Genomic DNA, 16,782 nt, shown 5'->3' on the forward strand with positions numbered 1-16,782 from the left:
CTGCGAGTGATTCTCCATGTTTGAGCGCCTTATCCAATTCGCCATCGAGCAGCGCATCATCGTGCTGTTGGCGGTGCTGTTGATGGCCGGTGTCGGTATCGCCAGCTATCAGAAGCTACCCATCGACGCAGTGCCTGACATCACCAACGTGCAGGTGCAGATCAATTCGGCGGCGGCGGGTTTCTCGCCGCTGGAGACCGAACAGCGCGTTACCTTTCCCATCGAAACCGCCATGGCCGGCCTGCCGGGGTTGCAGCAGACCCGTTCACTGTCGCGCTCCGGGTTGTCCCAGGTAACGGTGATTTTCAAGGACGGCACCGACTTGTTCTTCGCCCGCCAACTGGTCAACGAGCGCCTGCAAGTCGCCCGAGAACAATTGCCGGTTGGCATCGAGACTGCAATGGGGCCGATTTCCACAGGCCTTGGGGAAATTTTCCTATGGACCGTGGAGGCCAAGGACGGCGCACTCAAGGACGACGGCACGCCCTACACGCCAACCGACTTGCGCGTGATCCAGGACTGGATCATCAAGCCACAACTGCGCAACGTGCCGGGCGTGGCCGAGATCAACACCATCGGCGGCTTTGCCAAGGAATACCAGATCGCCCCCGACCCCAAGCGCCTGGCCGCCTACAGCTTGACCTTGAACGACCTGGTCACCGCGCTTGAGCGCAACAACGCCAACGTCGGCGCCGGTTACATCGAGCGCAGCGGCGAGCAACTGCTTATCCGCGCACCGGGGCAGGTGGCGTCGATCGACGACATTGCCAACATCGTCATCACCACGTCGGACGGTACGCCGATTCGTGTGCGAAACGTCGCTGAGGTCGACATCGGCCGTGAGATGCGTACCGGCGCCGCCACCGAAAATGGCCGTGAAGTGGTGTTGGGCACGGTGTTCATGTTGATTGGTGAAAACAGCCGCAGCGTGTCCCAGGCCGTGGCGGAAAAACTCGCACAGATCAACCGATCACTGCCCGAAGGCGTGGTGGCGGTCACGGTGTATGACCGCACCAACCTGGTCGAAAAAGCCATTGCCACCGTCAAGAAAAACCTCTTCGAAGGCGCGCTGCTGGTGGTCGCGGTGTTGTTCCTGTTTCTCGGCAATATCCGTGCGGCGCTGATCACCGCGATGGTGATCCCGCTGGCGATGCTGTTCACCTTTACCGGCATGTTCACCAACAAAGTCAGCGCCAACCTGATGAGCCTCGGTGCGCTGGACTTCGGCATCATCGTCGACGGCGCGGTGGTGATCGTCGAGAACGCGATCCGTCGCCTGGCCCATGCGCAGCAGCGTCACGGCCGCTTGTTGACCCGCAGCGAGCGCCTGCACGAAGTGTTCGCCGCCGCCAAGGAAGCACGGCGGGCGCTGATTTTCGGGCAACTGATCATCATGGTGGTGTACCTGCCGATCTTCGCCCTCACCGGCGTGGCTGGGAAAATGTTCCATCCCATGGCCTTCACCGTGGTGATCGCCTTGCTTGGCGCGATGATCCTGTCGGTGACGTTCGTGCCGGCGGCCATTGCGCTGTTTGTCACCGGCAAGGTCAAGGAAGAAGAAAACCTGGTGATGCGCACTGCACGTCGGGCCTATGCGCCGGTGTTGGAGGGGGTGATGGCGCGGCGGCCGCTGGTATTCGGCCTGGCGCTGCTGAGCATCCTCGGCTCCGGGGTGCTGGCCAGCCGCATGGGCAGCGAATTTATCCCCAGCCTCAGCGAAGGTGATTTTGCCCAGCAGGCCTTGCGCGTGCCCGGCACCAGCCTGACGCAATCGGTGCACATGCAGCAGCAACTGGAAACCACCTTGATGGCCCAGGTGCCGGAAATCGAGCGGGTGTTTGCCCGCACCGGCACCGCGGAAATTGCTTCCGACCCGATGCCGCCGAATATTTCCGACAGTTACGTGATGCTCAAGCCGAAGGACCAATGGCCAGACCCGAGCAAATCCCGTGAAACCCTGATTGCCGACATCCAGCGCGCCAGTGCGATTGTGCCGGGCAGCGCGTACGAACTTTCGCAACCGATCCAGCTGCGCTTCAACGAGCTGATTTCCGGAGTGCGCAGTGATGTGGCGGTGAAGGTGTTTGGGGATGATATGGCGGTGCTCAACCAGACCGCCGACGCCATCGCCGATACGCTCAAGGGCCTTGATGGCGCTTCGGAAGTGAAGGTGGAACAGACCTCTGGCCTGCCGGTGCTGACCATCAATATCGACCGCGACAAGGCCGCACGTTTTGGCCTGAATGTCGGTGATGTCCAGGACACCATCGCCGTGGCCGTCGGAGGACGCCAGGCCGGAACCTTGTACGAAGGCGACCGGCGTTTCGCCATGGTCGTACGTTTGTCCGACGCGCTGCGCACTGATATTGACGGCTTGTCGCGACTGTTGATCCCGGTGCCCGCAAACGCATCCGGCCAGTTGGGCTTTATCGCCTTGTCCCAGGTGGCCAGCCTGGATCTGGTGCTCGGCCCCAACCAGATCAGTCGCGAAAACGGCAAGCGCCTGGTGATCGTCAGCGCCAACGTACGCGGGCGTGACATTGGCTCGTTCGTGGCCGCGGCCGAAGCGGCAATCAATGCCAAGGTCAAGGTGCCGGCGGGTTACTGGACCACCTGGGGCGGCCAGTTCGAGCAGTTGAAGGAAGCCTCCGAACGCTTGCGTATCGTGGTGCCGGTGGCGCTGCTGTTGGTGTTCGGGCTGTTGTTCATGATGTTCAACAACCTCAAGGACGGGCTGCTGGTGTTTACCGGGATTCCGTTCGCGCTGACGGGTGGGATCATGGCGCTATGGCTGCGGGATATTCCGCTGTCGATCTCGGCGGGGGTGGGCTTTATCGCGTTGTCCGGGGTGGCGGTGCTCAACGGGCTGGTGATGATTGCGTTCATCCGTAACCTGCGCGAGGAAGGGCGCTCGCTGTCGGTGGCGATCAACGAAGGTGCGTTGACCCGTTTGCGCCCGGTGTTGATGACGGCGCTGGTGGCGTCCCTCGGGTTTATCCCCATGGCACTTGCCACTGGCACCGGCGCCGAAGTGCAACGGCCGCTGGCGACCGTGGTGATCGGCGGGATTATTTCCTCGACGTTGCTGACCTTGCTGGTGCTGCCGGCGTTGTACCAATGGGCACACCACAAAGAACAAGACTGACGTGTAGTGAGCGGGCTTGCCCCGCGCCGGGCGGCGAAGCCGCCCCAAATCCAGGCACCCCGGTCTCCCTGAAACATCGCGGCGGTCTTATTGGGGCGGCTTCGCCGCCCGGCGCGGGGCAAGCCCGCTCACTACATAGGCTGGTCGCGGGGGAGGGGGAATATCAGGCGGAACGAGGTGATGCCACCCGGTGGGCTGCGTACCTCGGCCTGGCCCTGGTGCAGGGTCATGATCGAGCGCACGATGGCCAACCCCAGGCCGGTGCCGCCTTCGGTGCGGGCGCGGCTGTTGTCGGCGCGGTAGAAACGCTCGAACAGGTGCGGCAAATGCCGGGCGTCAATGCCCGCACCGGGGTTGCTGACGGACACGGACACCTGTTGCGCATACGTTTCCACCAGCAGGGCAATGTGCCCACCGCGTGGGCTGTGGCGGATCGCGTTGGACAGCAGGTTGGAGAGGGCGCGCTGGATCATCAGGCGATCACCCTGTACCTGGGCATCGCCGCTGAGGGTCAGGTTGAGCTGTTTGTCTTCGGCGCTCAGGGCAAACAATTCCATGACCCGACGGGCTTCATCGGTCAACGACACCGGCACAAACGAGGCACGCGCCGCCGGGTGGCTGACTTGGGCCAGGAACAGCATGTCGGACACGATACGTGACAAACGCTCCAGCTCCTCGGTGCCGGATTCCAGCGCGGCCTTGTATTCCTCCGACGGCCGTTGGCGTGACAGTGTGACCTGGGCTTTGCCCATCAGGTTGGTCAGGGGCGCGCGCAGTTCGTGGGCCAGGTCGTCGGAGAATTGCGACAGTTGCTGCACGCCCGCGTCCAGGCGGTCGAGCATCACGTTGAAGCCCTGGGCCAGCTCGCGCAGTTCCTGGGGCAGGTTGTCCAGGGCCAGGCGATGGGTCAGGTCCTGGGTGGTGACTTGGGCGGCGACGTGGCTGAACTGCTTCAACGGTGCCAACCCGCGCTGCACCAGCCACCAGGCGCCCATGCCGATCAATAGCAACAGCAAGGGCAATGCCACCACCGTGGCGCGCAGGTAGGCGCTGAGCAGGGCCTGGTCGTCCATGCGGTCCAGGGACAGCAGCACGCGCACGCGTTCGCCACTGGCCAGGCGCATCAGGCTGGATGCGCTGAGCACCTGGTTGCCGTCGCTGTCTTCCCAGTTGAGGTAGCCGAGGGTTTCCCGGTGCGGGTAGTCGGTGAGCAGCGGCACCTGGGGCTTGTCACCGACGCTGAGCAGCACACGCTCGTCGGGCGCGGTGCCGACGATGCTCAGGTAGAAGTTATCGTGGCCGACGACCAAGTCCAACAGCGAGTGCGGGCGCGCGCGGATGTCGCGAGCGTCCAGGCCCTGGGCGAGGCTGTGCTGGATCTGTTCCATCTTGCTTTCCAGGCCCTTGCGCGCAAGTTTTTCCAGCTCATGGGTCAGGGCCAGGTAAGCCAGGCTGGCCAGCAGCAACACCAGGCCGGCACCCATCAGGCTGACCGTCAGGCCGAGGCGCATCGACAGGCTGCCGGTCTTCATGGGCGCGCTTCCAGCACGTAGCCGACGCCACGAATGGTGTGGATCAACTTGACCTCGCTCTGGTCATCCACCTTGGCGCGCAGGCGGCTGATGGAGACTTCCACCACATTGGTGTCGCAGTCGAAATTCATGTCCCACACCAGGGAAATAATCTGCGTACGGGTCATCACTTCGCCGGTCTGGCGCATCAGTACCTGGAGCAGGGCGAACTCTTTGGTGGTCAGGTCGATCCTGCGGTTGCCGCGATAGGCGCGATGGCGGCGCGGGTCGAGTTCCAGGTCCGACACGCAGAACACTTCCGGCTGTGGGATATGTTCACTGCGTCGCAATAACGTACGCACCCGCGCGAGCAATTCGGGAAACTCGAAGGGTTTGACCAGGTAATCATCGGCCCCCATGTCCAGGCCCTTGATCTTGTCATCCAGGCGCCCACGGGCGGTGAGCATCATCACGCGCTGGCTGCCGTCGCGGCGCAGTTGTTCGAGTACTTCCCAGCCATCCTTGCCTGGCAGGTTGACGTCGAGAATCACCAGTTCATAGGCATGCTGCCGGGCCAGGTGCAGGCCGTCGATACCGTTGGCGGCGCAATCGACCACGTAGCCACTTTCAGTCAGGCCTTGCTGCAAATAAGCGGCGGTTTTTTGCTCGTCCTCAACCACAAGGATACGCATGGGGATTTACCTTTTTCGAAAAGAGAAGGGAGTCCATTTCCTTATGGAGGCTGTTGTTGGGGGAGTAGGAAAATTCTGAACCGTGAAGTGACTTCAGGGTCAACTGCGACGTTCTGTCGCAACTAAGTGAGCACGCAAAAAAAACGCCCCAATGGGGCGTTAAAAATCCATCTCTTTCCAAAGGAGCTACACAAAAGCTTCAGAGATGAATGTGCTCGGTGTTGCAAGTTGAAGCCAGTCTATAAAGTTCAACTTAACGAGAAGGTGAGGCCAATATTACAGTTTTGATAACTGGCTAGTTGTGAACAGATGTTAGTCAAGCGCGAACGAATGTAATGATTCAGAGAATCGCCAGTGGGTATTCGGCAATCAAGCGCACTTCTTCCAGGTCCGACTCGAATGCGCTGGAACGCACCGTGGCTTGGCGCAAGCGCAGCGACAGGTCTTTCAAGTTGCCACTTTGCACCACATATTTGGCTTCGATGTCGCGCTCCCAGCGGCGCTGATCGGTCAGCGGGTCGCCTGCTGCATCGCGGCGCATGTACACCGTGTTGGCGTTGCTGTAGTCGGCGCCGGTGCCTTTGCCGTAGCGGGTCATGAACGACAGGCCGGGAATGCCGAACGGCTGCATGTCCAGGTCGTAGCGCACCATCCACGAACGCTCCTTGGGGGAGTTGAAGTCGCTGTATTGGATCGAGTTGTTGAGGAAGATCGAGTCCGACTGGCGCAGGTAATCGAAGTCGTCATCACCGTTGTTGCGCTGGTGCGACACGGCCACGCTGTGGGCGCCCATCTTCACGCCGAGCCTGGCGCTCCAGATGGTGTTGTCGAACTCACCCAGCCGTTTCTTGCCCTCATCCACCGCCTTGTAATAGTTGAAGTCGCCGAACAGCGAAACCTCATCGTTCAGCGGGTAGTTGGCGGCGCTGCCGAAGTAGTACTGGTCCCAGGCGTCCTTCAAGCGGCTGCTGTACAGGCTCAGGCTCAGGTGTTTGTTGAGTTGGTAATCACCGCCGAAATAGCCGATCCACGGTGAGTCGACCTTGCCCGCATAGAACGTCGCAAAGCCTTTGTCCATGCCGCTCTCGGTGGGTTGGCTCATACCGCTCAAACGTCCGCCTTGCAGGCTCAGGCCCTCCAGGCTGGTGTTTTGCGCGGTCACGCCACGAAAGCTTTCCGGCAACAGCCGCGAGTCGCCGTACGCCACCACCGGCGTGAGCGGGAACACGTCACCGGCCTTGATCACGGTGTCCAGCACGCGCAATTTTGCGGCGCCGCCGAATTTGCTGTAGTCGGACTCTGGATGGTTGCCGCTGTCCACCGGCAGCACGCCAAACGAGCCCTTGCCGCCGCTGCGGCCGGTGCCCGAGTCGAGCTTGAGGCCGTACATGGCAAACGCGTCCAGGCCAAAACCGAGCGTGCCCTGGGTAAAGCCGGATTCGAACTTGCCAATGAACCCCTGCGCCCAGGCTTCGGAGTAGCCATTGCCGGTAGGGCTGGACTGGCCCTTGCGGTCATCGCGGTTGAAGTAGAAATTGCGTGCCAGCACGTTCACGCTGCTGCCTTCGATAAAACCTTCGGGCTTGTCTTCCACGGCCACGGCGGCCAGGGGCAGCGCCGCAATCAATGAAAAGGGAAGGGTGTAGTAAGCACTGTGCATGTTGCGCTCCTCGGTATTGGCAGTGATCAGCTTCTTATAGAGGTGGGCGTTCTTATTGATTTGGCCCGGGCTGATAGTTGCAAATCACAGATAACAGCGAAGTGGCACGCACATTACAATTTTGGAATCTCACGGTTACCTAACAAATAAGTAATGTTCTGGTGAACGTCGCGTCAGGGTTCGCTCGTTACTCTGGGCACTCAACTTTGAACGAGGAACTTGTGATGAACTTTTATAAACTTGGCCTGGGTGTATTGGCGGCAGTCTTGTCGTTCGGTGCTTTGGCCGAAGGCGGCGGCGACCGGACCTTTGCCTTGATGATGGAGCGCAATGAAAAGGCCATGGCCGATTACGCCGCGCGCAATGGCAAGCCCGCGCCCCAGGTGCAGGTGTATCGCTACGGCATGCCACTGGATATTGCCAAGGTGGTCAGCGTGACGCCGCCGATCAGCGGCTGCCGCCCGGTGCCGTCGCGCATGACCTATGAAGACTCCAGCGGCAAGCTGACGACGCTTGAGTATCAAGTGATGGGCGCGTGCCGCAGCAATGGCGGCTGAGGGGAGCAAAAATATAGTTGGGCCCGGGGCTAAAGGCCTATTAAGAAAACGCCGGCAGGGCCGATGCAGGTCAGATCCTTCTCTCCCATTGACCATCGGTGCCCCATGTTCAACACCCGCCTGAAGCAGGAGCTGTCCGCTCTTCGCGAAGAACTGTCCAGCTTGGAGCAGGTCAAGGAGAGCCTGGAAAGCGAGATGCTGTGCCTGACGCTGGACGCCGAAGGCCGTATTGAATGGGCCAATAGCAACTTCCTGCAAGAGTTGGGTTACCAGAGCACGCAGTTGTTGGGGCGCCCTGTTGAAGAGCTGGTGCCGGCCCATGTGCGCCGGGACGAGTTCCAGCAGCGCTTCAACAACGCCCTGACGCGTGGCGAACACTACGCCGGCACCGTGCGCTTGATGCGCGGCAGTGGCGAGGAAGCCTGGCTGCGCTCGATCGTGCAACCGGTGCGCGGTTCGGACGGGCGCGTCAAGCATTTTTCGATTTATTCCAGCGACCTCACGCGCACCATCGAGGCGTCGCGCGAGCATGAAAACCTGATTGCCGCGTTGGTGCGTTCCACGGCGGTGATCGAGTTCGACCTCAGTGGCCATGTGCTCACCGCGAATGATCGCTTCCTGGGCGGCATGGGTTACAGCCTGGCGCAGATCAAGGGCAAGCATCACCGCATGTTCTGCGAACCGGAGGAATACAACAGTGCCGAGTACCAGAACTTCTGGAAGCGCCTGAACAACGGTGAGTTTGTGGCAGCGCGCTTCAAGCGGATCGACAGCCATGGCCGCGTGGTGTGGCTGGAGGCGACCTACAACCCGGTGATGGACGCCACCGATCGCTTGTACAAAGTGGTCAAGTTCGCCACGGTGATCACCGATCAGGTCAACCGTGAGCAAGCGGTGTCCGACGCGGCCAACATCGCCTATGGCACCTCGCTGCATACCGATGAAAGCGCCCAGCGTGGTACCAGGGTCGTGACCCAGGCAGTGGACGTGATGCGTGACCTGGCCACGCACATGCAACAGGCCGGCGAAGGCATCGAGGCGCTGAATGCCCAGTCCCAAGTGATCGGCAGTATCGTCAAGACCATCAGTGGCATTGCCGAGCAGACCAACCTGCTGGCGCTCAACGCGGCCATCGAAGCCGCGCGCGCCGGTGAGCAAGGCCGTGGGTTTGCGGTGGTGGCCGATGAAGTGCGGCAATTGGCGTCACGCACCAGCAAGGCCACCGAGGAAATCGTCGGGGTGGTCCGTCAGAACCAGGACATGGCCCGCGACGCGGTGGCGCTGATGACCGACGGTCGCCTGCAAGCCGAGCAAGGCCTGGCCCTGGCGGCTGAAGCGGGCACGGTGATCGTCGAGATCCAGGACGGCGCGCAGAAGGTCGTCAGTGCGGTGGGCCAGTTCGCCAACCAGCTGACCAACTGACCCGTCGGGTTCATGCTTGAGGTATCGTAGGTTTTTTCTCGTTTGAAGAGCCGACCTTTCATGAGCCCGACCCACCGTCGCCCCGTTCCGCTGTCCAAGGCCTACCGCTTGCTCAACCACGGGCCGACCGTGCTGGTCAGCGCGGCGCATAACGGCCAGCGCAACATCATGGCTGCCGCCTGGGCGATGCCGCTGGATTTCGAACCGCCGAAAGTCGCCGTGGTACTGGATAAGTCCACCTGGACCCGCCAGTTGCTGGAGGCCAGTGGCACCTTCGTGCTGCAAGTACCGTGCGTGGCCCAGGCCGATCTCGTACAGACCGTTGGTAACACGACTGGCACCGAGACAGACAAATTCGCCACCTACGGCCTACAGGTGTTCAGCGGTGAACATACCGAGGCGCCGTTGCTGGAAGGTTGTGTCGCCTGGCTGGAATGCCGCCTGCTGCCTGAACCGCACAACCAGGACACCTACGATTTGTTCCTTGGCGAAGTGGTTGCGGCGTATGCCGATACGCGGGTGTTCAGCGACGGCCACTGGCACTTCGACGGCCAGGATTCGTTGCGTACCTTGCATCACATTGCCGGCGGCAACTTCCTGAGCATCGGCGAACCGATTATCGGGCGCCAGCTTTAAGCCCTACCAGCGCCCGAGCATCTTCACCCAGCGCGACGGCGGCATGCCGTAGGTGCTGCGAAATTGCCGGGTCATATGGCTTTGGTCGGTGAACCCGGCAGTCATCGCCGCATTCACCAGCGATTGCCCCTGTGCCAGCAGGCTGCGTACCAGGTCCAGGCGGCGCATGGTCAGGTAACGGTAGGGGCTGGTGCCGAACAACAAGCGAAAATCTCGCGACAACGCCCAGCGGTCACGCCCGGCGTGCTCGGCCATTTCATCCAGGGTGATGCTGCGGCCCAGGGCGCTGTGGATGAATTCCCGCGCGCGTTCGGCGGCGACGTAGTCGAAGCTCTTGCGGCTGGTGATCACCCCGGACGCCTCGCTCAGGGCTTGCGCCAGGTCATACATCGCGTCCTGTTCCTGCAGTGGATCAATCGGGCAGTCCAGGCTTTGCAGCAGGACTTCGCTGGCGCGGAACAGGCGCGGGTCGGTGGTATGGCCAAAGGGAATGAATGGCAACGGCTTGCCGCCGAGGATCTGCTGGATCAGCGCCGGCTCCACGTAAATCATCCGGTACTTGAAGCCCTCCTCGCTGCTGGCGCGGCCGTCGTGGGTTTCGTCAGGATGAATCACCATGGTTGTGCCGGGCAGGCTGTGGGTCATGCAGCCGCGATAGTGAAAGCTCTGCACGCCGAACAACGTACGGCCGATGGCGTAAGTGTCATGGCGATGCGGGTCGAACGCGAAGCCGGCAAAGTACGCCTCGATACGGTCCATGCCGCTGGCGTGAGGGGCGCGGTGCATCCAGTCGAGAGGGGAAGTTGGATTGCCCATGGTGGCTTGTCACAAATTGAGGTGGAAACACGTTAACCGAGTCTGCGTTCCCTGTCTGCCGAGGTCTTGTACGATTGTGCAGGGTAACGGCGAGGTCTATGATCGCCGTTCGTACCCTGCGCTGATGGAGTTGCCTCCCATGGACGTTTTCAACCCCGCCTATGCGGCACCGCTGGTCTCACTGGCGCTGTTGTGGACCGTGGCCGTGGTGACACCAGGCCCCAACTTCTTCAATGCCGCGCAGTTGGCCGCCAGTTGCTCGCGCCGCCATGGCGTGGTGGCATCGGCCGGTGTGGCCACGGGCACCATCATGTGGGGGCTGGCCGGTGGCCTGGGGATCAAGTCGCTGTTTACTGCCGCACCGATGCTGTACCTGGCCTTCAAGATTATCGGCGGTTGCTACCTCATCTACCTTGGGCTGAAACTGTTCAAGCGCTCGGCGCCGACCATGGCGCAGAGCTTGCTGGCGGATGAGCCGCGGCGCTCGTTGTTCTGCGCGTGGCGTCTGGGTTTGCTGGGTAACCTGTCCAATCCCAAGGCCGCGCTGTTTGTCGCCACCATTTTCGCTTCCACCATGCCACCTTCGCCGTCGCCGATGCTGTTGACCCTGGCGGTGATGACCATGGCCACCTTGTCCTTCAGTTGGTATTCCTGCGTCGCTCTGGTGTTTTCCAGCCAGCGTATGGCCAACCTGTACAGCCGTTCGCGCAAGTGGCTGGACCGTTTTGCCGGCAGTTGCTACCTGTTGTTCGGCGCGCATCTGGTAGCGAATCGCTGACGGCCCGTGGTAAGAAGCCTTACTTTCAACCGTGAGGCCGAGTCATGAGCAAGCTGCGTGTAGGAATTATTTTTGGTGGGCGTTCGGCCGAGCACGAGGTCTCGCTGCAGTCGGCGCGCAATATCGTCGATGCCCTCGACCGCACGCGCTTCGAGCCGGTGCTGATCGGCATCGACAAGGCCGGTCACTGGCACCTCAACGACACCTCGAACTTCCTGATCAACGGGGAAGACCCAGCGCTGATCGCGCTCAACCAGTCCAACCGCGAGCTGGCGGTGGTGCCAGGCAAAGCCAGCCAACAACTGGTGGAAACCTCCGGCGGCGATCTGCTGGCTCATGTCGATGTGATATTCCCGATTGTCCACGGCAGCCTGGGTGAAGACGGCTGCCTGCAAGGCTTGCTGCGTATGGCCGACCTGCCTTTCGTCGGCTCCGACGTGCTCGGCTCGGCGGTGTGCATGGACAAGGACATCAGCAAACGCCTGCTGCGCGATGCCGGGATTGCTGTCACACCGTTCATCACCCTGACCCGGCGCAACGCGGCCCGCACAAGCTTTGACGCGGTCGTGAGCAAGCTCGGCCTGCCGATGTTCGTCAAGCCGGCCAACCAGGGCTCGTCGATCGGCGTGAGCAAAGTCGCTGACGAAGCCGAGTACCACGCCGCCGTTGAGCTGGCGTTGGGTTTTGATGAAAAAGTGTTGGTGGAGTCTGCGGTGCGGGGGCGCGAAATCGAATGCGCCGTGCTGGGCAACGACGATCCCATCGCCAGCGGTTGCGGTGAAATCGTGGTGAGCAGTGGTTTCTATTCCTACGACAGCAAATACATCGACGCCCAGGCCGCTCAGGTCGTAGTGCCGGCGGCGATCAGCGCCGAGGCCAGCGAACGCATTCGCCGCCTGGCCCTGGAGGCATTTGAAGTCTTGGGCTGCTCCGGCCTGGCGCGCGTCGACGTGTTCCTGACTGACGACGGCGAAGTGCTGATCAACGAAATCAACTCACTGCCCGGCTTCACCCGCATCAGCATGTATCCCAAGCTGTGGCAGGCGACGGGGATGAGTTACAGCGAGTTGGTGAGCCGGTTGATTGAGTTGGCGTTGGAGCGGCATGTGGGGCGCAGGGGGTTGAAGATCAGTCGCTGATCGCTCTACGAGCAATCCACGAATACAGCAGGGTCTTGGGCTCGTCCGGGTGGTGCGTCCTGCGCCGATAGCTGGCAAACGCTGGCGAGGTGCAGTAGGTGCACACCGCGCTGACTTCGATCTGCTCGCGCCGAATGCCCGCTGCTTGCAACAGCATCACGCCGTACCCGCTGAGGTCGAACCAGGCGCTGCCCGTTTGTTGCGCCTGGGGCGGCGCAATTTGCGCTGGCAGCAGCGGCGCAGGTTGCACAACGCTCCACGGCGCCGGAGCGTCCGACCACAGGTGTCCCTGATCAGCCTGGAGCTGCCCGATAAACCCTTCGCTCACTTCATAGCAGCACGGTTTGATCGACGGCCCGATTGCCACCAGCAACTGCTTGGCGGCAATCCCTTCCTCGGCAAAGCGCTGCACGGCATTGGCGATGATTCCCGCTTGCAGCCCCTTCCAGCCGCCATGTACCGCCGCCACTCTTGCGGCGTTTTTTGCGGCGATGAGAATCGGCAGGCAGTCGGCGGTGATCACCGCGATCGGTTGCCGCTCGCCGGTGAACACCCCGTCGGCCGGAACCGTGTTGCTCTGCTGATCCGCCTCCCACTCAATCACCGTTGCACTGTGCACCTGCTTGCAGATGAACACGTCATCCGGGCGCAGTGGGTCGTTGATCGTACAAAAACCGTGATCGACGCCGGGCAGGGCGCCGAGATTGTCTGCTTGCTGCATGGGGTGCTCTCCGTCGATTGAATGTTCAGTCGCCCAGGGCTTGGCCTTCACGCCGCGGGTCGGCGCCGCCGCTCAATGACACCTTGCCCTGGGCATCCCGCGTGCGCACGATGGCCTGGATGCCGCTGGTCATGTCGATTTCATTCAGCGTGTGATCTTTGTCCTTCAACGCCTGTTTCAACGCCGGGCTGAACAAGCCGGCTTCCAACTCGGTGGCGCCGTTGCGACTGCCGAAGTTGGGCAGGTTGATGGCGGCTTGTGGGTCGAGTTTCCAGTCGAGCATGGCCACCAGGGACTTGCTCACGTACTCGATGATCTGCGAGCCGCCCGGTGAACCCACCGTGGCCAGCAACTCGCCGCTGTTGCGGTCGAACACCAACGTCGGGGCCATCGCCGAGCGCGGGCGTTTGCCTGGTTCGACGCGGTTGGCGACTGGCTGGCCGTGTTCTTCGGGGATGAACGAGAAATCGGTCATCTGGTTGTTGAGCAAAAAACCCTGGACCATCAGGTGCGAACCGAATGCCGCCTCGACGGTGGTGGTCATCGACACGGCGCCGCCGTGGTCATCCACCGCCACCACTTGCGACGTGGAAATGCGCAATGGCGAGCGGTCCGGTGCGTACGCCACCTGGATGCCCGCAGGCTGGCCCGGCTTGGCGATGCCCATGCTGCGCTCACCGATCAGCGCGGCGCGCCTGGCCAGGTAGTCCGGGGCGACGAGACCGGCGACCGGCACGGGGACGAAATCCGCATCGGCCACGTACAGCCCGCGATCGGCGAAGGCCAGGCGGCCCGCTTCGGCGAGCAGGTGCACGGCTTCAGGCACAGGTTCCAGGCCAGCGGGGGAAGCGCTCTTCAGCGGTTTCATCGATGCGATTGCCAGTGGCGGGTCGCGGCTTTCCAGGGCTTGCAGCGTGCCCAGGATTTGCGCGATGGCAATCCCGCCCGACGACGGTGGCGGCATGCCGCAGACTCTCCACTGTTTGTAGTCGGTACACAGTGGCGTACGTTCCTTGGCGGAGTAGCCCTTGAGGTCAGCCTGGGACAGGCTTCCCGCGTTGCGATGGCCTTGCACCTTGCGGGCAATTTCAGCGGCAATCGGCCCGCGATACAACGCGTCTGGCCCTTCGTTGGCGATGCGTTTGAATACGGCGGCCAGCGCCGGATTTTTCAAGCGTGTGCCGGTGGCCTTTGGCGTGCCATCGGCATTCAAGAAGTAAGCCGCCATGTCGGGGGACTGGGGGATATAACGGTCGGCGGCAATCAGCGCGTGCAGGCGCGGGGAAATCGCGAAACCCTCTTCCGACAGGCGGATCGCCGGTTCGAACAGCGTGGCCCAGGGCAAATGCCCGCTGTCTTTGTGTGCCCGTTCCAGCGCACGCAGCACCCCCGGCGTGCCGACCGAACGCCCGCCGATCTGCGCCTCGGCAAACCCCATCGGCGTACCGTCGGGGCGCAGGAACAAACGCTCCCTCGCCCCGGCCGGTGCGGTTTCGCGGCCGTCGTAGGCGCGCACGTTCTTGCCATCCCACAGCATGATGAACGCACCGCCGCCAATGCCCGACGACTGCGGTTCCACCAAGGTCAACACGGCTTGCATCGCAATCGCCGCATCAATTGCCGAACCGCCCTGGCGCAACATCTGGCGCCCGGCTTCGGCGGCCAGTGGGTTGGCGGCCGCTGCCATATGGCGCTCGGCATGGCGGGTGGCGAGGTCGGTACGGTAGCCCGAGCCCAGCTCCGGTGCCGGTGGTTGATCGGTGGCCGGGGTATGGCAGGCCGCCAGTGCGAGGGCTGCCACCATGACCGACAACTGCCGGCGGGAAATCGAAAGCACGCGTTGAACTCCGTTCATTTTGAGAATGATCTGTTGTCCTTGGGGGAGCGCTTTTTACAGGTAAATCGTGCCTTGCAGGTAAAGCACTGCGCTGCCGGAGATGATCACGCGCTCGCCCTTGAGCTCGCAGCGCAACTGGCCACGGCGTGTGCCGCCTTGCTCGGCGGTCAACACCGACTTGCCCAGGCGTTCGGCCCAGAACGGCGTCAGCGACGTATGGGCGGAGCCGGTGACCGGGTCTTCATTGACGCCCACGTTCGGTCCGAACCAGCGCGAGATAAAGTCGAACCGTGCGCTTTTGGCGGTCACCGCGATGCCGCGTTTGGGCAAGCCCTTGAGGCTGGCGAAATCCGGGGTCAGTGCGGCGACCTGGGCTTCATCGTCCACCAGCACGATGTAGTCATCGGTGCTGAACACCTCGGCGTGTTCGATGCCTAGCGCGCTCAACATCCCTGCTGGAGGCTCGCACGGCTGGGGCTGCTTGGCCGGAAAGTCCATCGCCAGCTCGTCGCCGTTGCGCGTCACGCGAAGCTCGCCGCTGCGCGTGGCAAAGCGCAGCACCTCAGGTGCACCGGCCAGTTTGTGGATCAACACCCAGGCGGCGGCCAACGTGGCATGGCCGCACAGGTCCACTTCGACTTGCGGGGTAAACCAGCGCAACTCATAGACCTCGCCGCGCGGTACAAAAAACGCGGTCTCCGAGAGGTTGTTCTCGGCGGCGATGTTATGCAGTTGTTCGTTGGGCAGCCATTCGGTCAGTGGGCAGACCGCTGCGGGATTACCGCCGAAGACGTGGGAGCTGAACGCGTCGACTTGGTAGATATCCAGTTTCATCGGGGAGGCACTCCGTGTGGGGAGGTTGGACACTAGCAGTGGGCCAGGGGAGCGTCGCCGTACAGATGGTGGTTTTTTTTGCGCGCATGTGCGCTGCACTTTCTTGCAGGCATAAAAAAACGGCCTACCTTTCGGTAAGCCGTTTTTAGTACTTGGTGGCTACACAGGGACTTGAACCCCGGACCCCAGCATTATGAATGCTATGCTCTAACCAACTGAGCTATGTAGCCAAGTGGCGCGCATTATTCGCTCAGAACGCTAATGCGTCAAGTATTTATTTTGAATTTTTATCTGCGCTTTCAACTGTTTAAGCAAAATCGGCTGAAACGGCGACGAGTGGCGTGCCACTGTCGGTGTTCCCCCATGGGCTTTGCGTCGATTTTCCGGTGTGCGACTCGGTTGGGCAGATATCCCTGCTGCCCAACGCGGGGTCTGGCTTACCGGGGCATCGGGCTGTGGGTGACACGCTTGAGTTGTTCGCGGGCGCGCGACAGGCGTGAGCGTACTGTGCCGATCGGAATATCCAGCACGTCGGCGGTGTCCTGGTAGCTGCCGTCGGTTTCCAGTGACGCGTACAGCGTCTTGCGCATCTCGGCCGGCAGGTGGTCGATGGCGCTCAAGGTTTTCTCCAGGCGACGGTTGATCTCAAATTCCCAATCCAGGTTGTGATTGTCTTCGTGTCCATGCCAGAGCGCCTCGTCAAACTCGCAATGCACGGGCTTGGCGTACAGGCGCCTGAAGTGATTGCGGATCAGGTTTTGCGCAATGCCGCACATCCAGGTACTGAGGGTGGCGTTGCCGCTGAAACGCTCGCGGTTGCGCCAGGCTTCCAGGTAGGTCAGTTGCAGAATGTCGTCTGCATCTTCCGGGTTGAGCACACGCTTGTGAATGAAGCGCCGAAGTTTCTTTTGCTGGTCGTCTGTCAGTTGGAGCATGAATTGAGGCGAGCTGCCAACGAGGTGAGCCAGAGCTTCAATTGGGATATTCATGTTGTTTTTCCTCAGGGTAGACGCTGCCGAAATGGTTTCGACGAG

At 61.8% G+C, this 16,782-nt stretch carries 13 protein-coding genes, 1 tRNA gene and 2 pseudogenes; 7 read left to right on the forward strand and 9 right to left on the reverse strand.

Going from position 1 to position 16,782, the window contains the following annotated elements:
- Positions 1 to 16: 16 nt before the first annotated feature.
- Complete coding sequence (locus tag AC3ISR_RS03515) at positions 17 to 3,145, forward strand: CusA/CzcA family heavy metal efflux RND transporter (RefSeq protein WP_226456579.1); 3,129 nt, start codon at positions 17 to 19, stop codon at positions 3,143 to 3,145.
- Between the two features lie 131 nt (positions 3,146 to 3,276).
- Here the strand turns inward: AC3ISR_RS03515 and AC3ISR_RS03520 are convergent, their stop codons facing one another.
- The 3 genes from AC3ISR_RS03520 to AC3ISR_RS03530 all read right to left on the reverse strand — a co-directional run bounded on the left by AC3ISR_RS03520 (position 3,277) and on the right by AC3ISR_RS03530 (position 7,008).
- Positions 3,277 to 4,677: a heavy metal sensor histidine kinase gene (locus AC3ISR_RS03520; protein ID WP_463984562.1), complete on the reverse strand. Its 1,401-nt coding sequence runs from the start codon at positions 4,675 to 4,677 to the stop codon at positions 3,277 to 3,279.
- Positions 4,674 to 5,348 (reverse strand): heavy metal response regulator transcription factor, encoded by a 675-nt coding sequence (locus AC3ISR_RS03525; RefSeq protein WP_192297818.1) that lies wholly within the window; start codon positions 5,346 to 5,348, stop codon positions 4,674 to 4,676. Before AC3ISR_RS03525 ends, AC3ISR_RS03520 begins: the two co-directional genes overlap by 4 nt.
- Before the next feature lie 340 nt (positions 5,349 to 5,688).
- On the reverse strand, positions 5,689 to 7,008 hold the full coding sequence (locus AC3ISR_RS03530) for an OprD family porin (protein ID WP_192297817.1): 1,320 nt from the start codon (positions 7,006 to 7,008) through the stop codon (positions 5,689 to 5,691).
- A gap of 224 nt (positions 7,009 to 7,232) precedes the next feature.
- Between AC3ISR_RS03530 and AC3ISR_RS03535 the strand changes: the two genes are divergently transcribed.
- The 4 genes and pseudogenes from AC3ISR_RS03535 (at position 7,233) to AC3ISR_RS03550 (ending at position 9,623) form a co-directional block, all read left to right on the forward strand.
- The gene (locus AC3ISR_RS03535) at positions 7,233 to 7,565 is read left to right on the forward strand and encodes a DUF2790 domain-containing protein (protein WP_226456576.1); all 333 of its coding nucleotides are present in this window, start codon (positions 7,233 to 7,235) and stop codon (positions 7,563 to 7,565) included.
- Positions 7,566 to 7,760: 195 nt separating this feature from the next.
- A pseudogene (locus AC3ISR_RS03540) lies at positions 7,761 to 8,447 on the forward strand (PAS domain-containing protein); the annotation flags it as partial.
- 111 nt (positions 8,448 to 8,558) lie between these two features.
- Positions 8,559 to 8,987: pseudogene (locus AC3ISR_RS03545) on the forward strand (methyl-accepting chemotaxis protein); the annotation flags it as partial.
- Between the two features lie 60 nt (positions 8,988 to 9,047).
- On the forward strand, positions 9,048 to 9,623 hold the full coding sequence (locus AC3ISR_RS03550; RefSeq protein ID WP_192297814.1) for a flavin reductase family protein: 576 nt from the start codon (positions 9,048 to 9,050) through the stop codon (positions 9,621 to 9,623).
- A 3-nt stretch (positions 9,624 to 9,626) separates the two neighbouring features.
- On the opposite strand, the gene AC3ISR_RS03555 is transcribed toward AC3ISR_RS03550, so the two are convergent.
- Entirely contained in the window at positions 9,627 to 10,439 is an 813-nt protein-coding gene (locus AC3ISR_RS03555) for an AraC family transcriptional regulator (protein WP_192297813.1), read from the reverse strand.
- A gap of 139 nt (positions 10,440 to 10,578) precedes the next feature.
- Here AC3ISR_RS03555 and AC3ISR_RS03560 point away from each other — a divergent pair, with 139 nt between their 5' ends.
- Positions 10,579 to 11,217 (forward strand): LysE family transporter, encoded by a 639-nt coding sequence (locus AC3ISR_RS03560; protein ID WP_192297812.1) that lies wholly within the window; start codon positions 10,579 to 10,581, stop codon positions 11,215 to 11,217.
- 44 nt (positions 11,218 to 11,261) lie between these two features.
- A complete protein-coding gene (gene ddlA, locus AC3ISR_RS03565) occupies positions 11,262 to 12,356 on the forward strand; it encodes a D-alanine--D-alanine ligase (RefSeq protein WP_192297811.1) in 1,095 nt (364 codons plus the stop codon).
- On the opposite strand, the gene AC3ISR_RS03570 is transcribed toward ddlA, so the two are convergent.
- The 5 genes from AC3ISR_RS03570 to AC3ISR_RS03590 form a co-directional block, all read right to left on the reverse strand.
- Entirely contained in the window at positions 12,346 to 13,077 is a 732-nt protein-coding gene (locus AC3ISR_RS03570) for a purine nucleoside phosphorylase YfiH/LACC1 family protein (RefSeq protein WP_463984563.1), read from the reverse strand. The two genes, ddlA and AC3ISR_RS03570, sit on opposite strands and share 11 nt — an antisense overlap.
- Positions 13,078 to 13,102: 25 nt before the next feature.
- Positions 13,103 to 14,932: a gamma-glutamyltransferase family protein gene (locus tag AC3ISR_RS03575; RefSeq protein WP_463984564.1), complete on the reverse strand. Its 1,830-nt coding sequence runs from the start codon at positions 14,930 to 14,932 to the stop codon at positions 13,103 to 13,105.
- A gap of 36 nt (positions 14,933 to 14,968) precedes the next feature.
- Positions 14,969 to 15,748 (reverse strand): PhzF family phenazine biosynthesis protein, encoded by a 780-nt coding sequence (locus tag AC3ISR_RS03580; protein WP_463984565.1) that lies wholly within the window; start codon positions 15,746 to 15,748, stop codon positions 14,969 to 14,971.
- A gap of 153 nt (positions 15,749 to 15,901) precedes the next feature.
- Positions 15,902 to 15,978 (reverse strand) — tRNA-Met (locus AC3ISR_RS03585).
- A gap of 207 nt (positions 15,979 to 16,185) precedes the next feature.
- Complete coding sequence (locus AC3ISR_RS03590; protein ID WP_192297807.1) at positions 16,186 to 16,737, reverse strand: RNA polymerase sigma factor; 552 nt, start codon at positions 16,735 to 16,737, stop codon at positions 16,186 to 16,188.
- Positions 16,738 to 16,782 lie beyond the last annotated feature (45 nt).

The organism is Pseudomonas sp. GL_117, from assembly GCF_057835125.1.